We start from the raw sequence: 19,772 nt of genomic DNA, 5'->3' as shown, positions 1-19,772 counted from the left end.
ACGGATAATTAACGACCAAAGACCGGGCGTTTACGATCGAATGTCCAGCCGGGGATCAGGTACTGCATCGCGGCGGCGTCATTACGTGCGCCGCTGGGCAATTTTTTATATAATTCATGCGCTTTCATTACCCGATCCCTATCCAGTTCAATTCCCAGTCCCGGACGATCCGGCACCTTGATTTTGCCATTGACGATCGGTAGCGGATCTTTGGTCAGATATTGGCCTTCCTGCCAGATCCAGTGCGTATCAATGGCGGTCGGATTGCCCGGCGCCGCCGCGCCGACGTGCGTAAACATCGCCAGCGAAATATCAAAATGGTTATTGGAGTGACAGCCCCACGTCAGCCCCCACTCATCGCACATTTGCGCGACGCGCACCGCGCCGCGCATCGTCCAGAAATGCGGGTCGGCCAGCGGAATATCGACGGCCTGCAACATCACGGCGTGATTCATTTCACGCCAGTTGGTGGCGATCATATTGGTTGCCACCGGTAAGCCGGTGGCGCGGCGAAACTCCGCCATGATTTCACGCCCGGAGAATCCTTGTTCCGCGCCGCAGGGATCTTCCGCATAGGCCAGAATGCCCTGCATGTCTTTGCACAGGCGAACCGCTTCATCCAATAACCAGGCGCCGTTCGGATCGATGGTGATGCGGGCATCGGGAAAGCGTGTTGCCAGTGCGCGGACCGCATCGATTTCCTGTTCGCCCGGCAATACGCCGCCTTTCAGTTTGAAATCTTTGAAGCCGTAACGGTCGGCGGCCGCTTCGGCCAGACGAACGATGGCGTCGCTATCCATCGCTTTCTCATGACGCAGGCGATACCACTCATGTTTCCCCGTTTCGCCCGCCAGGTACGGCAGGTCGGTTTTCAGGCGATCGCCGATGTAGAACAGATAGCCAAGCACCGTGACCTCATCACGCTGTTGTCCATGCCCCAACAGTTCGGACACCGGCACGCCGAGGAACTGGCCCTGAAGATCAAGCAAGGCGGCTTCCAGCGCGGCCACCGCATTGACCCGTAATTCAAACGTCCAGGCGCCTTTGCCGAACGAATCGAAATCCGAGGATTGGTTGCCGACATGGATGTCATGCACCAGGCGGTTCATGCGCGCCAGATGTTCGCCTTTGACGCGCGGTATCGCCGCCAGCAGCGTGTTGTAAATCACTTCGCCGCCCGGCGCTTCGCCGAGCCCGGTATGCCCGGCGCTGTCGGTCAGAATGACGATATTGCGCGTGAAATAAGCCCCGTGCGCGCCGCCGATGTTCAGCAACATGCTGTCATACCCGGCAACCGGAATAACCTGCATATCGGTAATGACGGGAGAGGATGAAAAAGAATGATTGTTCATGACCTGCTCCTGATTTCAGATAAATGCGTGGCGGAGAATTAATTCAGATACTGGCGATAACCGTTCGATAAGCGGAATAGCGGATACATCAATCAATGATTTCATACTCTTTTCCTGCTTTATTTTCGCCTGCCTATTTTTCGCCGAAAAATAGGCGGCACGAGAGGAATATTAAAATAACAAGCTGATTATGATTAAGATCATTCTTTGGAAAAACCGACTAAGGCACGCGTCTCGTCGTTAATTCATCCCATCGACTTCAGCTCAAGTATAATTTTTTTCGTTTGCTAACTCACTGTGCAACCGCCCAGTTTTTCAGCGCATAAAAAAGATTAAATAAGTCATCAGCCCAAACTATTGAGAGATATTTCACGAAAACATCTCTCGCCGATGACATATTCACTGCGCGTTATTTATGACGTTATCGGGCGCCGGATATCCTCGTGTAAAAATACCCGACTCAGGTGGTTGTTATTGTTTAAAGGGCGTTAATTCAATACGTTTTATTTCGCCCACGATGAACAGATAACTAACGATGGCGACCAGCGCATGAATACCGACATAAATCAGACCGCCGTTGAAAGAGCCCGTCATGCCAATGATGTAACCAATGGCGATCGGCGTCACAATTCCCGAAACGTTGCCGAACATATTAAACAGACCGCCGCTGAGTCCGCTGATTTCCTTCGGCGCGGTATCCGCCATGACCGCCCAGCCCAATGCGCCGATACCTTTGCCAAAGAAAGCCGCCGCCATTACCGCCACAACTATCCATTCGGTTTCGACATAGTTGCAAATCACCATCGACATGGAGAGAAACATGCCGAGAACGATGGGGGTTTTACGCGCAAAGGTCAGGGAGTTGGTGCGGCGCATCAGAAAATCAGAAATCACGCCGCCCAGAACGCCGCCGACAAAGCCGCAGATAGCGGGAACGGAGGCAACGAATCCGGCCTTAAGGATCGACATGCCGCGGGCCTGCACCAGGTAAACCGGGAACCAGGTGATGAAAAAGTAGGTTAAGGCATTAATGCAATACTGTCCGATGTAAACGCCGATCATCATGCGTGATTGCAGCAACTGCTTAATCTGATGCCATTTTTCACCTTTTTCTGTGGTTTTTTTGACGCCTTGCGCATCCATGTTAGTCAGCGCGCCGCCCGCTTCAATGTAATCAAGCTCAGCCTGATTGACGCCCGGGTGATCTTTCGGATCGTGAATCACTTTCAGCCAGACAAAGCTGAGAATGATGCCGAGACCGCCCATAAACCAGAATACATGAGCCCAACCCACCGCATGGGTCAGCCAGCCCATGATCGGGGCAAAAATCACCGTGGCGAAATATTGTGCGGAGTTAAATATCGCCACCGCCGTACCCCGTTCCTGAGCGGGAAACCAGGCGGCGACAATACGACTGTTCCCCGGGAAGGAAGGCGATTCACAGAGCCCCACCATAAAACGCAGCAGGAACAAGGAAATAACAATACCAGCGCCGCTGAATAGATCGACAAACCCCTGTAATAAAGTAAAAAGCGACCAGGTGAAAATGCTATAGAAATACACTTTCTTGGAGCCGAATTTGTCCAGCAGCCAGCCGCCCGGGATCTGCCCGATGACGTATGCCCATGAAAACGCGGAGAAGATATAGCCCATGCCGACGGCATCAAGACCAATTTCTTTGGACATGGCCGAACCGGCAATGGACAACGTGGCGCGATCGCCATAGTTAAACGAGGTGACAATAAATAACATCACGACAATCCAGTAGCGGGCGTTTGTTCTCTTTTGCATCGCGCCGGCTGCTGAGCTTACTGTATTCATTATGAACTCCTGCTTTATCGCGGTTAGCTCATTCATTCCGAATAACAAATGACATTGTAGGGTTATCAGAATGAAGATATGTGGATATTGAATTCGCGTTCTTATTTTTCGCTAATAGCCCGGCTATATAGCAGCGAAATAATTAATAGACAGCTTTCACTCGCTGTACGAGTATAATTTTTAATTCTCTGCCGCTCACTAGGGAAAAGCACAACATTAAAAATTTCATTTTTGATATATTGGTGCATTTGCCCTATATAATGGGAGATGGTTCACGAAAACAGCATTTTACTCATCATAATTCAGCGCCGACTTATTTCCTCAGCCGTTAAAAAACAGACGCGTAAACATTGTGATCGACCTCACCAATGGCTGGACATTCGCCCGATAAACGAGAGGTCAAATAATAACATTTCATTCAATTGCATAATGTGTAGGCCACGGGCGTTGACGTATACTGATCAGTGAGCGATGTCGTAAATCATAAAAACCCATGTCATAGGTGATATATTAATCACAAAGGCTTGCATCATGTCATATAAATCAAAGAATAATGCGGTAATCGAGCGACCACTTTATATTAAGGTTCATGCATCCGATAACGTCGCCATTGTCGTTAATAACGATGGCTTATGCGCCGGCACGCAATTTGATACGGGATTGAAACTAATTGAGCATATCCCTCAGGGACACAAAGTCGCGTTGGTTAATATTGCCAAATCCGGCCCTATTATCCGCTATGGCGAAATCATTGGCTATGCGTTAAAGGATATTCCGCAGGGCAGCTGGATTGACGAATCCCTGGTCGAACTGCCCCAGCCCCCGGCGTTAAACGCGCTGCCGTTGGCAACCAACGTTCCCGCCGCGCTTCCTCCACTCGAGGGCTATACTTTTGCAGGCTACCGAAACCCGGACGGCAGCGTCGGCACGAAAAATCTGCTTGGCATTACCACCAGCGTCCATTGCGTAGCGGGGGTGGTTGATTACGTGGTCAAAATTATTGAACGCGATCTCCTGCCTAAATACCCGAATGTGGACGGCGTAGTCGCGCTGAATCACCTGTATGGCTGCGGCGTCGCCATTAATGCGCCGGCGGCGGTCGTGCCGATCCGCACCATTCACAACCTGGCGTTGAACCCTAACTTTGGCGGGGAGATCCTGGTTGTCGGCTTAGGTTGTGAAAAGTTGCAACCGGAACGCCTGTTGGAAGGAACGCCTGATGTACAGGCTATTTCACTCGATGAGAGCAGCATTGTCCGTTTACAGGATGAACATCATATCGGCTTCAAATCAATGGTGGATGATATCCTGGCCATGGCCGATCGACATCTGCAACAATTGAACCAACGCCAGCGTGAAACTTGCCCGGCCTCTGAATTGGTGGTCGGTATGCAGTGTGGCGGCAGCGATGCCTTCTCCGGCGTAACGGCGAATCCGGCGGTGGGTTTTGCATCCGATCTGCTGGTACGTTGCGGCGCTACCGTGATGTTTTCAGAAGTGACCGAAGTGCGCGATGCGATTCATCTGCTCACCCCCAGAGCGATTAACCAAGAGGTTGGCAAACGTCTGCTGGAAGAAATGGCCTGGTATGATAATTACCTCGATAGCGGCCAGACCGATCGCAGCGCCAATCCCTCGCCGGGCAACAAAAAAGGCGGGCTGGCTAACGTGGTGGAAAAAGCGCTGGGTTCTATCGCCAAATCCGGCACCAGCGCTATCGTTGAAGTGCTGTCTCCGGGACAGCGTCCCAGCAAACGCGGCCTGATTTATGCCGCAACGCCAGCCAGCGATTTCGTTTGCGGCACGCAGCAGTTGGCTTCCGGTATTACCGTTCAGGTGTTTACCACCGGCCGCGGCACGCCTTACGGCTTGCTGGCCGTTCCCGTCATCAAAATGGCGACCCGAACGGAACTGGCTAATCGCTGGTACGATCTTATGGATATTGACGCAGGCACCATCGCCACCGGCGAAGCAACCATTGAAGATGTGGGTTGGCAGCTTTTCCATTTTATTCTGGATATTGCCAGCGGTCATAAGAAAACCTGGTCCGATCAATGGGGTCTGCATAACGCGCTGGCCGTTTTCAACCCGGCGCCAGTCACCTGACTGTTATTGCCTATAATATGGCCGGATATATTCCGGCCATAATGCTTATTTTCATTTTCCGGTGAAATATCAATTTTACCGCCATCATCTTTAGATATATGAGTAAATAATCCACACAAACCTCATAATGAGCAACATCCAAGATAATATTTTGATAACAAATTAAAAACGGTCGCCTCATTTAACACAGGCCGACGTTTTTACTGCCGATGCTTATCACTTCCTGTCACGCGCGGGTAATAACGATTTTTCACCAGCCGATTTTTTAATAATTAAACGAATGCATTGACATCAGGATCCCCGTCGTCATAAATTTACAATACTTGACATGCCGATGAATATATTCCGACATTGATCTTAAAAAAAGATCGCAGTCTGGATAGCAAGGCGCGATAAAAATCAGCGACGCCTTTATTACAATAACGGCATATATTCCCCATAAATTTCACGACGCGCCAACATAATAGTAACGTGAATAATGGAAATATAAGTTTATTTAATGCATTTCAGCAGATTAAGCGGCGAAATTTCAGCTTATGGCGATGAAATATTGACTAATTTACACAGCAAAATACCCAAAACGACGTTGCGGCTTTAAAGCCGTATGGGTATGCACATTCTGGGGTTTTCGATGAGATTAAATACGCCTGTTACACAGCAGGAGTATCTGTTGGATATGGATACCATCTTGATGTCCACAACGGATACAAAGAGCCATATTACCTACGCCAATTCCGCATTTATCAACGTCAGTGGTTTCTCTGAATCCGAATTACTCAATCAGCCACATAATATCGTGCGTCACCCGGATATGCCGGTCGAAGCATTTGCAGACATGTGGTTTACCTTAAAGCAAGGCGATAGCTGGACCGGGCTGGTAAAAAACCGGCGCAATAATGGCGATTATTATTGGGTTAGAGCGAACGTCACGCCGGTTTATCATCAAAATCAACTTACGGGGTATATCTCGGTGCGCAATACGCCGAGCGCGGATGAAATCAAACTGGTTGAACCCCTCTATGCCGCAATGAAGAAAAAGCAGGCCGGGAAACGTAAATTTTATAAAGGATTAGTGATTCGAAGCGGTATCTTCTCCCCGCTCTCGCTCTTACAAAAATTATCCGTCCGCTGGCGCCTGCGTCTGGCGGTGCTGACCGCCGGCATTATTCCCGCGCTACTCGCGCTGGTCGGCATTAATCCGCTATGGCTGGCCGCGCTGACGCTGCCGTTGATTCTGCTGCTGGACGCTTTCCTGCAACAGCAGATCGCACGACCGCTGAAAACCATCCTGAAACAGGCTCAGGATGTGGTCTCCGGCCGTAAAGGAAAAACCATACGCCTGAATCGGGTTGATGAGATCGGCCTATTGATGCGGGCAGTCAACCAGTTCGGGCTCAATCTGCACTCGCTGGTCGATGATGTCGGCACGCAGGTAAAAGGCATGACGGAAGTCAGCCACCGGCTGGCGGAAAACAATATCGCGCTGAATACCCGCACGGAGGAGACATCCGCCAACCTGCAACAGACGGCGGCGGCCATTGAGCAAATTACCGCCGCGGTACAGCAGAGTTCCGAAACGGCCGCACAGGCGACGCAGATGGCGGAAACCGCCAGCCGGTCGGCCATCAAAGGCGGAGAAATCATGAAAGAAGCCATCGGTATGATGGATTCCATTTCCACGACCAGTAATAAAATCGTCGATATCATCAGCGTGATCGACAGCATCGCCTTTCAGACCAATATCCTGGCTCTGAATGCCGCCGTAGAAGCGGCGCGGGCCGGCGTGCAAGGCAAGGGATTTGCCGTGGTGGCGACGGAAGTCCGCAATTTGGCCCAGCATTCGGCATCCGCCGCGAAAGAGATTAAAGCGCTGATTAACGATAATGTTAAAAGCGTGAAGTCCGGGGAAGAGAGGGTGGAAAATGCCGGCAGACATATCAGCGATATTGTGAATGAGGCGCTGCAAGTCGCGACGATGATCAAAGAGATCAGCCATGCCGCCCAAGAGCAAACCTCGGCGCTGGGATTGATCAATACCTCGATAGCCCATATCGAGGAGATGACGCAACGTAATACGGATATGGTGGCGCAATCAACGGAAACCGCCGAAGGCTTGAACAATCAGGCGAAACGCTTAAACAGCGCGATTAATGTTTATGGACGTTAATTAATATTTCCAAACATTAAAGCTGGGGAAAATTTGACCGATACTAATAAGGTTGCCATCAGGAATTTTTACGTTGAGGATAAAACGATGTCTACCTATTCCAATTCTCTGGCTTTAGTTTCTGCTATCGCGCCGATAACATCCAGCACAGCTAATGATGTCGACCAACAGGTTACACAGCTAAATCAACGCATTAATCACCTTAACGATAAGCTGTCGCAACTCAGCGTCCCTGCCGCCAGTGGCGATAACAGCATCCAGGAGCAGAAACAGATTATTCAGGCTCAGTTGGTCGCGCTCCAGTCGCAGATAGCCGCCTTGCAGCAGGGACAGCAAGTTACGCCGACGACAACGGACACCAGCGCGTCGGCAGCCCAAGACACGGTCGCGGCGCCCTCGGGAAATAACCGGCTCGATCTTTACGTGTAATGTCGCGATTCGCTATGCGGATAGGCGGCGGAAATACCACTGACAGTAAAAAATGGCGCGGCAGCAAAGGGGCGGCAATCCGGCAGGAAACATGTTTTGTTACATGTATTACGCAATACTGACGACAACCATGCGCCTTGACAACCTAATTCTCCTCAATGCTTACAGGTAGTTACCGATAATAAACTCACACTATGCGTGATCTTTATTAGGAGGAAAAATGTCCGGCATCAGTGCAATTTCATCAGCGACTTCATCTGCGGGCGGCGCGTCGCAGAGCTATACCCAGAAGATTAATCAGCTCAACCGGCAGCTTGAAAAGTTGACCGAGCAGCTTAAAGACGTCGCGCAATCATCGGAAGACGCAGAAACGACCGCAACCAAAAGCGAGGCACTACAGGCGCAGATCCAGGCGATTGCAGCGCAGATCGCGCAGCTTGAAGCACAGCAGGCGCAACAATCCGCAGAGGACTCGAATGGCGGTGCGGCCGCGGTTTCCGCCAAGGGCGACGGCGTTAACCGTCCGACGGACGAAAACCAGATTAACGTCTATGTCTAACGATCGCTAGCAGGCAAGGCATGACGCTCATGCCTTGCCATTTTTCTTCAACGGTTTAACCAACCCTTGCAGACCCTCTATTTTGATCGCCAGCGTAACTTGCATCAACTCGCCCAGACGCCCTTGCGGAAATTCGCCTTTACGGGCAAACCACAGCAGATACTCTTCCGGGAGATCGATAAGCGCACGCCCCTGGTATTTACCAAACGGCATAGGCATATTGGCAATCTCGATCAGGTCTTCTTTTTCCACGGGTCAGGCTCCCAGCAAACGGATCATTTCGGCCTCATCGATCACCGGGATCCCCAGTTCCTGCGCTTTGGTCAGCTTGGATCCCGCCGCTTCGCCCGCAATCACCATATCCGTTTTCTTCGATACGCTGCCGCTGACCTTCGCGCCCAACGCCGTTAGCCGATCTTTGGCTTCATCGCGGGACAGAATACTCAGCGACCCGGTCAGCACCAGGGTCTTGCCGGCAAACGGGCTGTCAATCTCATCAACCTTGACCACCGTCGGCGCCGGCCAGTGAACGTTTATGCCATCGGGATCGGTTAACTCGCGGATCACGTTTTGGTTGTGCTCTTCCTCAAGGAAATGACGCACATGCGTCGCCACCACCGTTCCCACATCGGGAACCGCCAGCAACGCCTCTTCATCCGCGGCGGATAGCGCCTCAAGCGAACCAAAATGCGCCGCAAGGTTGGCCGCCGTCGCTTCCCCGACATCACGGATCCCCAGGGCGTACAGAAAGCGCGCCAGCGTGGTGCTTTTCGCTTTTTCCAGCGCGCCGACCAGGTTTTGCGCCGACTTCGGCCCCATACGATCGAGACCGGTCAAGATGCCGGCGCTCAGTCGGAAAAGATCCGCCGGCGTTTTGACGTACTCTTTCTCCACCAGTTGATCGATAATCTTGTCTCCCATGCCGTCGACATCCAGCGCCCGGCGGGAAACAAAATGCTTCAGGGATTCTTTGCGCTGCGCCCCGCAAATCAGTCCCGCGGTGCAGCGGGTGACGGCTTCGCCTTCAACACGCTCGACGTCAGACCCGCACACCGGACACGCGGCGGGGAACAGGATCGGCCGGGTATTTTCAGGACGCTCCGACTCCACCACGCCGACAATCTGCGGGATCACATCGCCGGCCCGGCGTACAATCACCCGATCGCCAATCTGTAGACCAAGACGTTCAATTTCATCCGCGTTGTGCAACGTCGCATTACTGACCATCACCCCGGCCACCGCCACCGGCTCCAGACGCGCCACCGGCGTAATCGCCCCGGTACGGCCCACCTGAAACTCAACGTCACGAACCCAGGTCAGTTGTTCCTGGGCCGGGAATTTATACGCCACCGCCCAGCGCGGCGCGCGGGCGACGAATCCCAGCCGAGCCTGCAAGGCCAGATCGTCGACCTTGACCACCACGCCGTCGATATCAAAGCCCAGCGAGGCGCGCTGCTGCTCGACGTGGCGGTAAAAGTCCAGCACTTCGCCGCTGCCGGTGCAAAGCTTGATACGATCGCTGACGGGAAGCCCCCAGGCTTTGAATTGCATCAAACGCCGCCAGTGGCTGGCGGGCAACTCGCCCCCTTCCAGCAGGCCCACGCCGTAACAGAAAAAGGTCAGCGGGCGTTTGGCCGTAATGCGGGGATCGAGCTGACGCAGCGAGCCCGCCGCCGCATTGCGCGGATTGGCGAAAACTTTGCCGCCGGTGCGGCGCGCTTCTTCGTTCAGTTGTTCGAAACCGCGGTGTTTCATGAAAACTTCACCGCGCACTTCCAGACGACGTGGAATGTTGTCCCCGCGCAAACGCAGCGGGATCGCCTTAACGGTGCGAATGTTGGCGGTGATGTTCTCACCGGTCGTGCCGTCGCCGCGCGTTGCCGCCTGCACCAGCACGCCATCCTCATACAGCAGACTGACCGCCAGACCGTCCAGTTTCAGTTCACAGCAGAACGTCAGGTCTTCGGCATTTTTCAGCCGATCGCCAATACGTTTGCTGAACGCCAGATAGCTGTCTTCATCAAAGACGTTGTCCAGCGACAGCATCGGCACTTCATGGCGCACCTGCTCGAACGCCGCCAGCGGCGCGGCCCCGACGCGCTGAGTCGGCGAGTCGCTGGTCACCAGTTGGGGATAGGCCTGTTCCAGACTTTTCAGCTCTTGCATCAGCCGGTCGTATTCGGCATCGGGAATTTCCGGCGCATCTTCCACGTGATACTTGTATTCGTGATGGCGCAGCAATGCGCGCAGTTCTGCTATCCGTGAGGTTGCCTCACGTACTTCGGCTGACTCTAAATTCAATGGATTCATACCTGTTTCAGTCAGTTACTCAGACTTACCGGCTTTAATGGCGTTAATAATATTGGTGGTGGAACAGCCGTCTTCAAAATTCAGCACTTTGACTTCGCCGCCATTGGCCCACACTTCTTCGCTGCCTGCGATTTCATGCGGCTGATAATCGCCGCCTTTTACCAGAATATCCGGCAATACCTCGGCAATCAGACGCTGCGGGGTATCTTCCTCGAACGCCACCACCCAGTCGACGGACTCCAACGCGCCCAGCACGATCATGCGCTGCGGCAACGGATTTACCGGTCGGGTCGGCCCTTTCAGGCGCTTGGTCGAGGCATCGCTGTTGACGGCGACAATCAGGCGATCGCCCAGTTTACGGGCGTTGGCAAGGTAGGAGACGTGTCCCGCATGTAAAATATCGAAACAGCCGTTGGTCATGACGATCTTCTCGCCACGCTGACGCGCGCGCGCCACGGCGTCCTTCAGTTGCTCCTCGCTCATCACGCCGAAACCGCTATCCGAGCGGCCGCGAATGGCATTTTCCAGTTCGATGGGCGTTACCGTCGAGGTGCCCAGCTTGCCGACCACCACGCCCGCGGCGGCATTCGCCAGGAAACAGGCCTCTTCCAGCGGGTTGCCGGCGGCCAGCGCCGCGGCCAAAACGCCGATAACCGTATCGCCGGCCCCGGTCACGTCATACACTTCCTGCGCCTGCGTCGGTAAATTCAACGGCGCTTTACCCGGTTGCAACAGCGTCATACCCTGCTCGGAACGGGTGATCAACAGCGCGGAAAGCTGGTAATCAGCCACCAGTCGCATACCGCGCTCCACCAGTTCCTGTTCATTTTTACAGCGCCCGACCACCGCCTCGAACTCAGACAGGTTGGGCGTCAGCAACGTCGCGCCCCGGTAACGGGAAAAATCGGTGCCTTTCGGATCGATCAGCACCGGCACGCCCGCCGCCTTCGCCGTCTGGATCATCGTCTGTACGTGGGTAAGCGCCCCTTTTGCGTAATCCGACAAAACCAGCGCGCCGATGTTAGGCAGCGCCTGCTGGATACGCTCAATCATCGGCTGCGGATCGACGCCGTCGAAACCTTCTTCAAAGTCCAGTCGAATCAACTGCTGATTACGCGACAACACGCGCAGTTTGGTGATGGTCGGATGCGTAGGCACCGAAACAAAATCGCACCTGACGTTGACTTCGTTCAGTTTGGCGCTCAACGCCCGCGCGGCGTCATCGATTCCCGTCAGGCCGACCAGGCGTGAAACCGCGCCCAGGGAGGCGATATTCATCGCCACGTTGGCTGCGCCGCCCGGACGTTCCTCAATCGTATCCACCTTCACCACCGGCACCGGCGCCTCAGGTGAAATCCGGTTGGTCGGGCCATACCAGTAGCGGTCCAGCATCACATCCCCAACCACCAATACGCCCGCACGGCGGAAATCAGGCAGCGTAACTTTCATTCCATACTCCAAGCTCATTTCGCATAATGCGCGTCATAATATCACAGGACGGATTATTACCATTAAAAAGCGAATCCAGGCTCCACGGAATGCGAAGCGCTTCTCAACCCAGCCATTGGTTCCAGCTTTGCTGAACCTGTTGCCGCTCGGCCATAAACTTATCCGGCCCCACCCGTCCTGATATTTCCTGCAACGCCAGATGGTGCAGCTCATTGCGCATCGCGACGTAGGCCCGCTTCAAGGCATCGGCCTCGCGCTCCTCCATCACGCCATACTGCGCCATCATGTCCAGTATGCGCACATTATCCGACCAGCGGGTCAGGCGCGGCTCCTGCGACGCATAGCGCAGCACCAGATACTGGACGATAAATTCAATGTCGGTGATCCCGCCGGCGTCCGTCTTCAGGTCGAACAGGCTCTTATCCTTATTCGCCAGATGCTGGCGCATTTTTTCACGCATCTCGCGCACGTCGGTACGCAGTTTGTCGCCGTCGCGCGCGCGGCAGAGAATATCGCGCCGAATGGCCTCGAACCGCCGCTGAACGCCGCTCTCGCCGTAAACCATACGCGCCCGCACCAGCGCCTGATGTTCCCAGGTCCAGGCCTCGTTATGCTGGTAATCATCAAAAGCCTCAAGCGTACTGACCAGCATCCCCGCGGCGCCCGAAGGCCGCAGACGCGCATCCACCTCATACAAAATGCCCGATGAGGTGCGCGTACTGAACAGGTGCATCACGCGCTGGGCCAGCCGCAGATAGAACTGGCGGCCATCGATACTGCGGTCGCCATCGGTCATGACATCGGGCGGACAATCCAGCAGGAAAACCAGATCCAGATCGGAGCCGTAGCCCAATTCCCAACCGCCCAGCTTGCCATAGGCGATGACCGCAAAACCGCGCCCTTCGCGCTGCTGCAAATGCGCGGGCTGACCGTAACGGGCGACCATCAGCGACCAGGCCTGCTGCACGACGGCGGCGATAATCGCTTCGGCCAGATAGGTTAAGTGATCGCTCACTTTCATGACCGGCAGCGCGCCGGCGATATCGCCGGCGGCGATACGCAACAATTGCGCCTGCTTGAACTGGCGCACCGCCTCCAGTTGTTGCTCCTCATCCTCTTCCGGCACGCGCATCAGATACTGGCGCAGCTCATCGGCATAGGCTTCCGGCGCGGTCGGTTGATAAAGCGTGGTGGGATCGAGCAACTCATCCAGCAACAGCGGATAACGCGCCAGTTGGCCGGCCACCATCGGCGAAGCCTCGCACAGCCGGACGAGCTGCGCCAGCGCGGGCCGCGACTCCAGCAGCAGTTCCAGATAGGTGGTGCGGGTGACAATCCCCAGCAACAGAGGGGTCAGGCGAGATAAAATGATATCCGCATCCTGCCGGGCGCACACTTCCGCCAGCAGGCTGGGCATCAGTTGATCGAGCACGTCGCGCCCGCGCGGGCCGATCGTCCGCTTGGCGACGTCATGATGAAAATCGACGACCTCGCGCAACAGTTTCTCACGCACGCTTGCCGTCAGGTGCGGGGTCAGCAGGGCCAGATCGGCATAATCCAATTTGTCCTGCCACAGGCTGCGATAGCTGTCGTGTTCGGGAATATCGTTATTGTCCGGCGCATCATCGCCAATCAAATCGTCAAACACGCGGCGGACGCAGAGCGTGTGACGCGCCAGCGCCTGTTCCAGCGCGGGCCAGTCGTCAACCCCCATCCCCCACGCCAGCCGCGACCGATTCAGCTCATCGTCGGGCAATGTCTGCGTTTGCTCATCGGCAATCGCCTGGAGCAGATTTTCCAGACGGCGCAGAAAACAGTATGCCTCGCTGAGCTCGGCAATCTGAGGCGGCGCCAGTAGTCCCAGTTCGCCGATATGCCGCAGCGTGGGCAGCAGCGCCCTTTCCTGTAGCCCCGGCTCGCGTCCGCCGCGGATAAGTTGAAAAACCTGGGTGATAAACTCGATTTCACGAATGCCGCCCGCGCCCAGTTTGATATTGTTACGCAAATCCCGCCGACGAACTTCGCGGGCAATCATGCCCTTCATGTTACGCAACGACTGAATCACGCTGAAATCGATATAGCGCCGAAAGACAAAAGGCCGCAGCATGCTGCGCAGCTCCTGACTGTATCCATCTTCCGCCCCGCCCAGCAGACGGGCTTTCACCATCGCATAGCGTTCCCAGTCCCTGCCCTGTTCCTGATAATAATCCTCCATCGCGGCAAAACTCAGCACCAGCGGGCCGCTATCGCCGAACGGGCGCAGCCGCATGTCGACGCGATAGACAAAACCATCGACCGTGGGCTGATCCAGCACCTTGATCAGCCGCTGTCCCAGCCGGGTAAAAAACTGCGCGTTATCCAGCTCACGCCGCCCGCCCTGGGTCTGACCGCTCTCCGGATAGGCAAAAATCAGGTCGATGTCGGAGGAGAAATTCAACTCGCAGCCGCCCAGCTTTCCCATCCCCAGGATCAGCAGCGGCTGAGGAATTCCCCGCGCATTGACGGGCGCGCCCCAATCGCGGCAGCAGGCCTGATACAGCCAGTCGCGCGCCGCGATAATCAGCGTTTCCGCCAGTTCGCTCAGCTGCCGCAAGGTTTGTTCCGTGCTACTGGCGCGTACCACCTGCGACCAGGCGATCCTGACCAGCATATGGCGGCGAAAACGCCGCAGCGCGCTCATCAGCGCCGTTTCGTCGTCGATGCCGCTCAGCGTCTGATTCAGCCACTCAGGGTAATGCCGCCACTCATCCGGCTGCGGCGGCCGGCGGTGAATATCCTGCCGCCAGTCCGGATAACGCGTCAGCGCGTCACTGACGAAATCGCTCATCGCCAGGACGGCAAGCTCGTTCTCCGTTACCGGAACCGGGTCCGCGGCGGCTTCCCGCCAACGTAATAAAACCCGTTGGGACTGTTGCGCCAATAACGGCGGCAAAGACGGCAAAGGATAGATCGACATGACTGGTTCCCTTGAGAGGTTACCCGCCGTCAATAGCGGGTAAACGCGGTTAACGGTTAATTCCCGGCGCTGTGTAGCCAGAATGGCGGCTGTGCCAATGCCTGTTTACGGCAGGTTTCCAGATACGGCGATGGCGTGTGATCGACTGATAACTGTTCAATCGACTCGATTAACGCGCGCCAGCGCGCCATATACGCCTCCACCTGCTCAGTCGGATAGGCGCCGGATAACAGTTGCAGCGCGCAAATATTGCGTTGTAAACGCGGCAATTGCTGTACATATTGCACTTCGCTCAGGGTACTGTTGAACGTGTGTTTCAGTTCGGCGGAACTGCGTCCCAGCATGATGTCGGCAAAACGTTTGTAAGACCCCTGTAACTTGATGCGCTCTTTATTATCCATATAGCTGCGCCAGCCGGCTTCAACCAGCCATGAAGTAAGCGCCAGCTTACTTTGCAGATACTCTACGCTGTAGCACAGGCTTTCCGCCGCCTCCGGCCCCTGAACCTTGTCTTCCAGACTGGCGAGCGCCGCGCGAAACAGGGTCGTCACCTTCCGGGGAATCACGCCGCCGACCAGCACCAGCATTTCGCGGATCAGCGCGCCGGCCTGCGGCAATGCCTTACGGGCCTCGGCGTTGCCGCGCACCCACAGCTCTTCATGATACTGCCAGTGGCTGAGCGCGTATTCCAGCGCCGCGCCGATGGCCTGATCGATAGTGGCCTTGGGCTCCAGGGTAAGGATGCCCGCCGGGCGGCATTCACGCGCAGGATTGCCTTTAGCCAGATGATAGCCGCGCGCGGCTTTACTGAGGCTTCCCTGGCGCAAACCGCCAAATTCGGCGATTTCCGTCGCCAGTTCAAACAGGTCCGACGTTTGTCCCAGCTTCAGCTCCATCTCAAGTTCGCTTAACGGTTCACTGAGTTCGCCTGCGCGGATCTCGCCGCGATCAAGCGCAACCTCAATCACGCTTTGATGATAAGTAACCACCCACTTCTCACGGGTAAAGTCCGTGCTGAACAGCGGATTAAGCGACGGCTGAAGCGCGCCCGGATCGCAGTTTTCCGGCCAGATTTCCGCCGGAAGCAGGCTAAGATCCAACTCCGCTTTCTCCAGCGCGACATTATATTCAGGGTGCTGATGCAGCCCGCCAATCACTTTACCGGCGGTTTTCACCGTCATCTCATAGCGTTCGTTCTCGCCGCGAATCCGCAGACCGATACCCTGCTTGCGCAGGAAGCCGTCCGCCGTCTCATAATAGGTGTTCGTCAGCCGCCGGGCATGCAGATGCTCCGCCTGACTGTACTCGCTTTGCCAGGCGGACAACTGCTGTCGTAACGACTCGACGCTGTCGCGATGAACAATAAATTTCAGTTCGATTTCTTCACTCATAACATTTACCAGACCGGACCCGGACTCCATCAAATTTACGCCAGTAAATAACATTTTACTTCACCTTGCCACCTTTGCGGCGACCGTTGATTTTTCACCGGCGGCGATAGGCTTAAACAGGATTCGCGCCGCGACAAAAACATCGCGCGCCGCTCAAGGGAACGACCGGCGAACCAAGAGTGAGAAAGTTCTCATTCAGGTTTAATCATTGCCTCGTCAGACTTAAGCCTCTACTATCATCCCATGACTTACGCAACCTGATGATCTTATGCAGAAATTACGCCTGATTTTTTTTACCTTAATGACCTTTACCCTAAGTTTGACCGCTCATGCTGATGAACAACGTTATATTTCCGATGAGTTGCTGACCTATATCCACAGCGGCCCCGGCAATCAATATCGTATTATCGGTACGCTGAAAGCCGGCACGCCCGTGACGGTGCTCAGTATTAATCAGGACGCGGGCTATGCGCAGATCCTCGATGATAAAAACCGCACGAGCTGGATTGCGCTCGATCAGTTGAGCGAAACGCCAAGTCTGAAAACCCGGGTGCCTGAATTGGAAAATCAGGTTAACGATTTGACGGCAAAATTGAACAATATCGATCAGACCTGGAACCAGCGCACGGCGGAAATGCAGCAGAAAGTCGCCGCCAGCGACGATATTATCAACGGGTTGCGTAATGAAAATCAGGAGTTGAAGAATCAGCTGATCGTGGCGCAGAAGAAAGTCAGCGCCGCGAATGTCCAGCTTGACGATAAACAGCGAACCATCATTCTACAGTGGTTCCTGTACGGCGGCGGCGTGGCAGGCGCCGGACTCCTGCTGGGCCTGCTGTTGCCGCACATTATCCCGCGTCGCAAGAAGAATGACCGGTGGATGAGTTAACGCTATCCAACACCCGTTACGGTAATGTTGCGCAAAAATGGTAATATGTCATGAATATGACGATACATTCACAGGAGCCCGACGTTGAATATTTACCTTGTCGGCGGCGCAGTACGGGACAGTCTGCTTAATTTACCCGTTACCGAACGAGACTGGGTTGTGGTTGGCGCAACGCCGGAGCAAATGCTTGCTCAGGGCTACCAGCAGGTAGGAAGAGATTTCCCGGTATTTTTGCATCCGGTCAGCCATGAAGAATATGCGCTGGCCCGTACCGAACGAAAATCAGGCAACGGTTATACCGGTTTTGTCTGCCACGCGGCGCCGGACGTCACGCTGGAGCAGGACTTGCTGCGCCGCGATCTGACCATTAACGCGATTGCCCGTACGCAACAGGGTGAACTGATCGATCCCTATCATGGCCGCCGCGATCTGGAAAATCGCCTGTTGCGCCATGTTTCCGACGCCTTTAGTGAAGATCCGCTGCGCGTATTGCGCGTGGCGCGTTTTGCCGCCCGCTTCGCCGACCTTGGTTTTCAGATTGCCGATGAAACGCTGGCGCTGATGCAAAAAATGACGCGCGAGGGCGAACTGGCCTATCTGACGCCGGAGCGCGTCTGGAAAGAAACCGAGAAAGCGCTCGCGACCCAATCCCCGCAGGTTTATTTTCAGGTGCTCAGAGAGTGCGGCGCGCTTGGCGTACTGTTTCCTGAAATCGATAAGCTGTACGGCATTCCGGCGCCGGCCAAGTGGCATCCTGAAATCGATACCGGCATTCATACGCTGATGACGCTGGCCATCGCCGCCCGTCTCACCCCGGACGTCGACATCCGTTTCGCCACCCTGTGCCACGATCTCGGCAAAGGACTGACGCCGCCCGAACTTTGGCCGCGCCATCACGGTCACGGGCCGGCAGGGGTGAAACTGGTTGAGGCATTATGCGAGCGGCTGCGTATTCCCAATCACATTCGGGATCTGGCGAAGCTGGTCGCGGAATATCACGATCTGGTTCACACGGTGCAGCAATTGCAGCCCAAAACGTTGCTGAAGCTGTTTGATGCGCTTGACGTGTGGCGTAAGCCGCAGCGGCTGGAACAGTTGGCGATCACCAGCGAAGCCGATGCCCGCGGACGCACCGGCTTTGAAGAAAGCGCCTATCCGCAGGGCGATTATCTGCGCGCGGCCTTTCGCGTCGCAAGCGGCGTTGCCAGCGCCGCCGTGGTCGCCGACGGTTTTCAGGGCATTGAAGTTCGCAACGAACTGAATCGCCGCCGCATCAGGGCGTTGGAACAATGGAAGGCGCAACAGGCGAATAACGCTCCGCCTGCTGCATAAGCCAAAAGTAAAAAGCCGCGCCATGGCGCGGCTTTTTACTTTGCGAGCGGCTTACAAAAACACCACATACACCGCCGCCGCGACAAAAAAGCGATAGATGGCGAAGGGGACGAAAGAGATACGTTTAATCACCTGTAAGAAGGTCTTAATCGCAATCAGCGCCACGACAAAGGCCGTGATAAAGCCCACCGCGAACATCGGCAGATCGCTCAGCGTCAGAAAATGCCAGCTCTTGTAAAGGTCCAGCGCCGTCGCGCCCATCATCATGGGAACCGCCAGAATAAAAGAGAACTCCGATGCCGCATAGCGACTGACGCCCACCAGCATACCGCCGGAAATGGTGGCGCCGGAGCGGGAAAAGCCCGGCCAGAGCGCTAAGCATTGAAAACAACCGATCATAAACGCCTGACGATGCGTAATATCATCCAGCCCGACCGCGCGCGGTTGCCGGGGCTTTAACCATTCCGCCGCCAGCAGCAGAAAACCGCCGACGACCAACGCGTACATCACATTTTTGGGTTCGAACAGCGATTTGATCACATCGTGAAAAATCAGGCCGAGCACCACGGCCGGGATCATTCCAAGCAGGATATGGCTCAGTTTCAGACGACCGGCGGTATGGCCTTCATGGGGAACCTGGCCGAAATGGATACCGATAAGGCCGAATAAACGACGCCAGAACATCACGACGACCGCAAGAATCGATCCTAACTGGATAATGACCTCAAAGGTTTTTGCTTTGTCATCCGCAAACCCCAACCAATGACCGACAATAATCATATGGCCGGTAGAGGATACGGGTAAAAACTCAGTCAATCCCTCAACGACACCGAGAATAAATGCAATAAATAATGAGTGCAGATCTGTCATCTAAAATACCTTGCGTATGATAACTGTGAGATCATAAAACGTCGTGCAGCCATGATCTGAAAGCGCCAACAGCCCGTGCGCCGTGCCACAAAAAAGCGGCAGCGCTGTTTGGCGAGCCGCTTCAAAATGTTATAGACCTCA

General features: G+C 54.9%; 14 protein-coding genes. 6 read left to right on the top strand and 8 right to left on the bottom strand.

Annotated elements, in window-relative coordinates; translation table 11 throughout:
* Positions 1–8 precede the first annotated feature (8 nt).
* Both ABRZ26_RS12880 and ABRZ26_RS12875 read right to left on the bottom strand, forming a co-directional pair.
* Positions 9–1,352 (bottom strand): enolase C-terminal domain-like protein, encoded by a 1,344-nt coding sequence (locus ABRZ26_RS12880; RefSeq protein WP_319604531.1) that lies wholly within the window; start codon positions 1,350–1,352, stop codon positions 9–11.
* Positions 1,353–1,823: 471 nt separating this feature from the next.
* Entirely contained in the window at positions 1,824–3,173 is a 1,350-nt protein-coding gene (locus tag ABRZ26_RS12875; protein ID WP_319604530.1) for an MFS transporter, read from the bottom strand.
* Positions 3,174–3,704: 531 nt separating this feature from the next.
* On the opposite strand from ABRZ26_RS12875, the gene garD reads away from it, so the two are divergent.
* The 4 genes from garD (at position 3,705) to ABRZ26_RS12855 (ending at position 8,434) form a co-directional block, all read left to right on the top strand.
* Complete coding sequence (garD, locus tag ABRZ26_RS12870) at positions 3,705–5,279, top strand: galactarate dehydratase (protein ID WP_319604529.1); 1,575 nt, start codon at positions 3,705–3,707, stop codon at positions 5,277–5,279.
* A 631-nt stretch (positions 5,280–5,910) separates the two neighbouring features.
* Positions 5,911–7,446 carry a methyl-accepting chemotaxis protein gene (locus ABRZ26_RS12865; RefSeq protein WP_319604528.1) on the top strand — a complete coding sequence of 512 codons (1,536 nt, stop codon included), beginning with the start codon at positions 5,911–5,913 and terminating at the stop codon, positions 7,444–7,446.
* An 87-nt stretch (positions 7,447–7,533) separates the two neighbouring features.
* On the top strand, positions 7,534–7,875 hold the full coding sequence (locus ABRZ26_RS12860) for a FlxA-like family protein (RefSeq protein WP_319604527.1): 342 nt from the start codon (positions 7,534–7,536) through the stop codon (positions 7,873–7,875).
* Between the two features lie 220 nt (positions 7,876–8,095).
* Positions 8,096–8,434 (top strand): FlxA-like family protein, encoded by a 339-nt coding sequence (locus tag ABRZ26_RS12855; RefSeq protein WP_319604526.1) that lies wholly within the window; start codon positions 8,096–8,098, stop codon positions 8,432–8,434.
* Positions 8,435–8,461: 27 nt separating this feature from the next.
* On the opposite strand, the gene ABRZ26_RS12850 is transcribed toward ABRZ26_RS12855, so the two are convergent.
* From ABRZ26_RS12850 to ABRZ26_RS12830, 5 genes are all read right to left on the bottom strand, one after another.
* On the bottom strand, positions 8,462–8,686 hold the full coding sequence (locus tag ABRZ26_RS12850) for a DUF3820 family protein (RefSeq protein ID WP_319604525.1): 225 nt from the start codon (positions 8,684–8,686) through the stop codon (positions 8,462–8,464).
* Positions 8,687–8,689: 3 nt separating this feature from the next.
* Positions 8,690–10,744, bottom strand: a complete 2,055-nt coding sequence (gene ligA, locus ABRZ26_RS12845) for an NAD-dependent DNA ligase LigA (protein WP_319604524.1) — start codon at positions 10,742–10,744, stop codon at positions 8,690–8,692.
* A 15-nt stretch (positions 10,745–10,759) separates the two neighbouring features.
* A complete protein-coding gene (gene hldE / locus ABRZ26_RS12840; RefSeq protein ID WP_319604523.1) occupies positions 10,760–12,193 on the bottom strand; it encodes a bifunctional D-glycero-beta-D-manno-heptose-7-phosphate kinase/D-glycero-beta-D-manno-heptose 1-phosphate adenylyltransferase HldE in 1,434 nt (477 codons plus the stop codon).
* A gap of 103 nt (positions 12,194–12,296) precedes the next feature.
* Entirely contained in the window at positions 12,297–15,149 is a 2,853-nt protein-coding gene (glnE, locus tag ABRZ26_RS12835; protein WP_319604522.1) for a bifunctional [glutamate--ammonia ligase]-adenylyl-L-tyrosine phosphorylase/[glutamate--ammonia-ligase] adenylyltransferase, read from the bottom strand.
* 56 nt (positions 15,150–15,205) lie between these two features.
* Positions 15,206–16,540 (bottom strand): CYTH domain-containing protein, encoded by a 1,335-nt coding sequence (locus tag ABRZ26_RS12830; protein ID WP_319604521.1) that lies wholly within the window; start codon positions 16,538–16,540, stop codon positions 15,206–15,208.
* Between the two features lie 268 nt (positions 16,541–16,808).
* Here ABRZ26_RS12830 and ABRZ26_RS12825 point away from each other — a divergent pair, with 268 nt between their 5' ends.
* Positions 16,809–17,429 carry a TIGR04211 family SH3 domain-containing protein gene (locus tag ABRZ26_RS12825; protein ID WP_319604520.1) on the top strand — a complete coding sequence of 207 codons (621 nt, stop codon included), beginning with the start codon at positions 16,809–16,811 and terminating at the stop codon, positions 17,427–17,429.
* A gap of 84 nt (positions 17,430–17,513) precedes the next feature.
* A complete protein-coding gene (locus ABRZ26_RS12820; protein WP_319604519.1) occupies positions 17,514–18,761 on the top strand; it encodes a multifunctional CCA addition/repair protein in 1,248 nt (415 codons plus the stop codon).
* Positions 18,762–18,812: 51 nt separating this feature from the next.
* Here ABRZ26_RS12820 and bacA read toward each other — a convergent pair whose 3' ends face one another.
* A complete protein-coding gene (gene bacA / locus ABRZ26_RS12815; protein ID WP_319604518.1) occupies positions 18,813–19,631 on the bottom strand; it encodes an undecaprenyl-diphosphate phosphatase in 819 nt (272 codons plus the stop codon).
* Positions 19,632–19,772: the final 141 nt, after the last annotated feature.

The organism is Brenneria sp. L4-2C, from assembly GCF_040240335.1.
In the GTDB taxonomy this organism is placed as follows: Bacteria; Pseudomonadota; Gammaproteobacteria; order Enterobacterales; family Enterobacteriaceae; genus Brenneria.
Note: the sequence above shows the minus strand (reverse complement) of the source record. Positions and strands in the feature narration are given on the sequence as shown.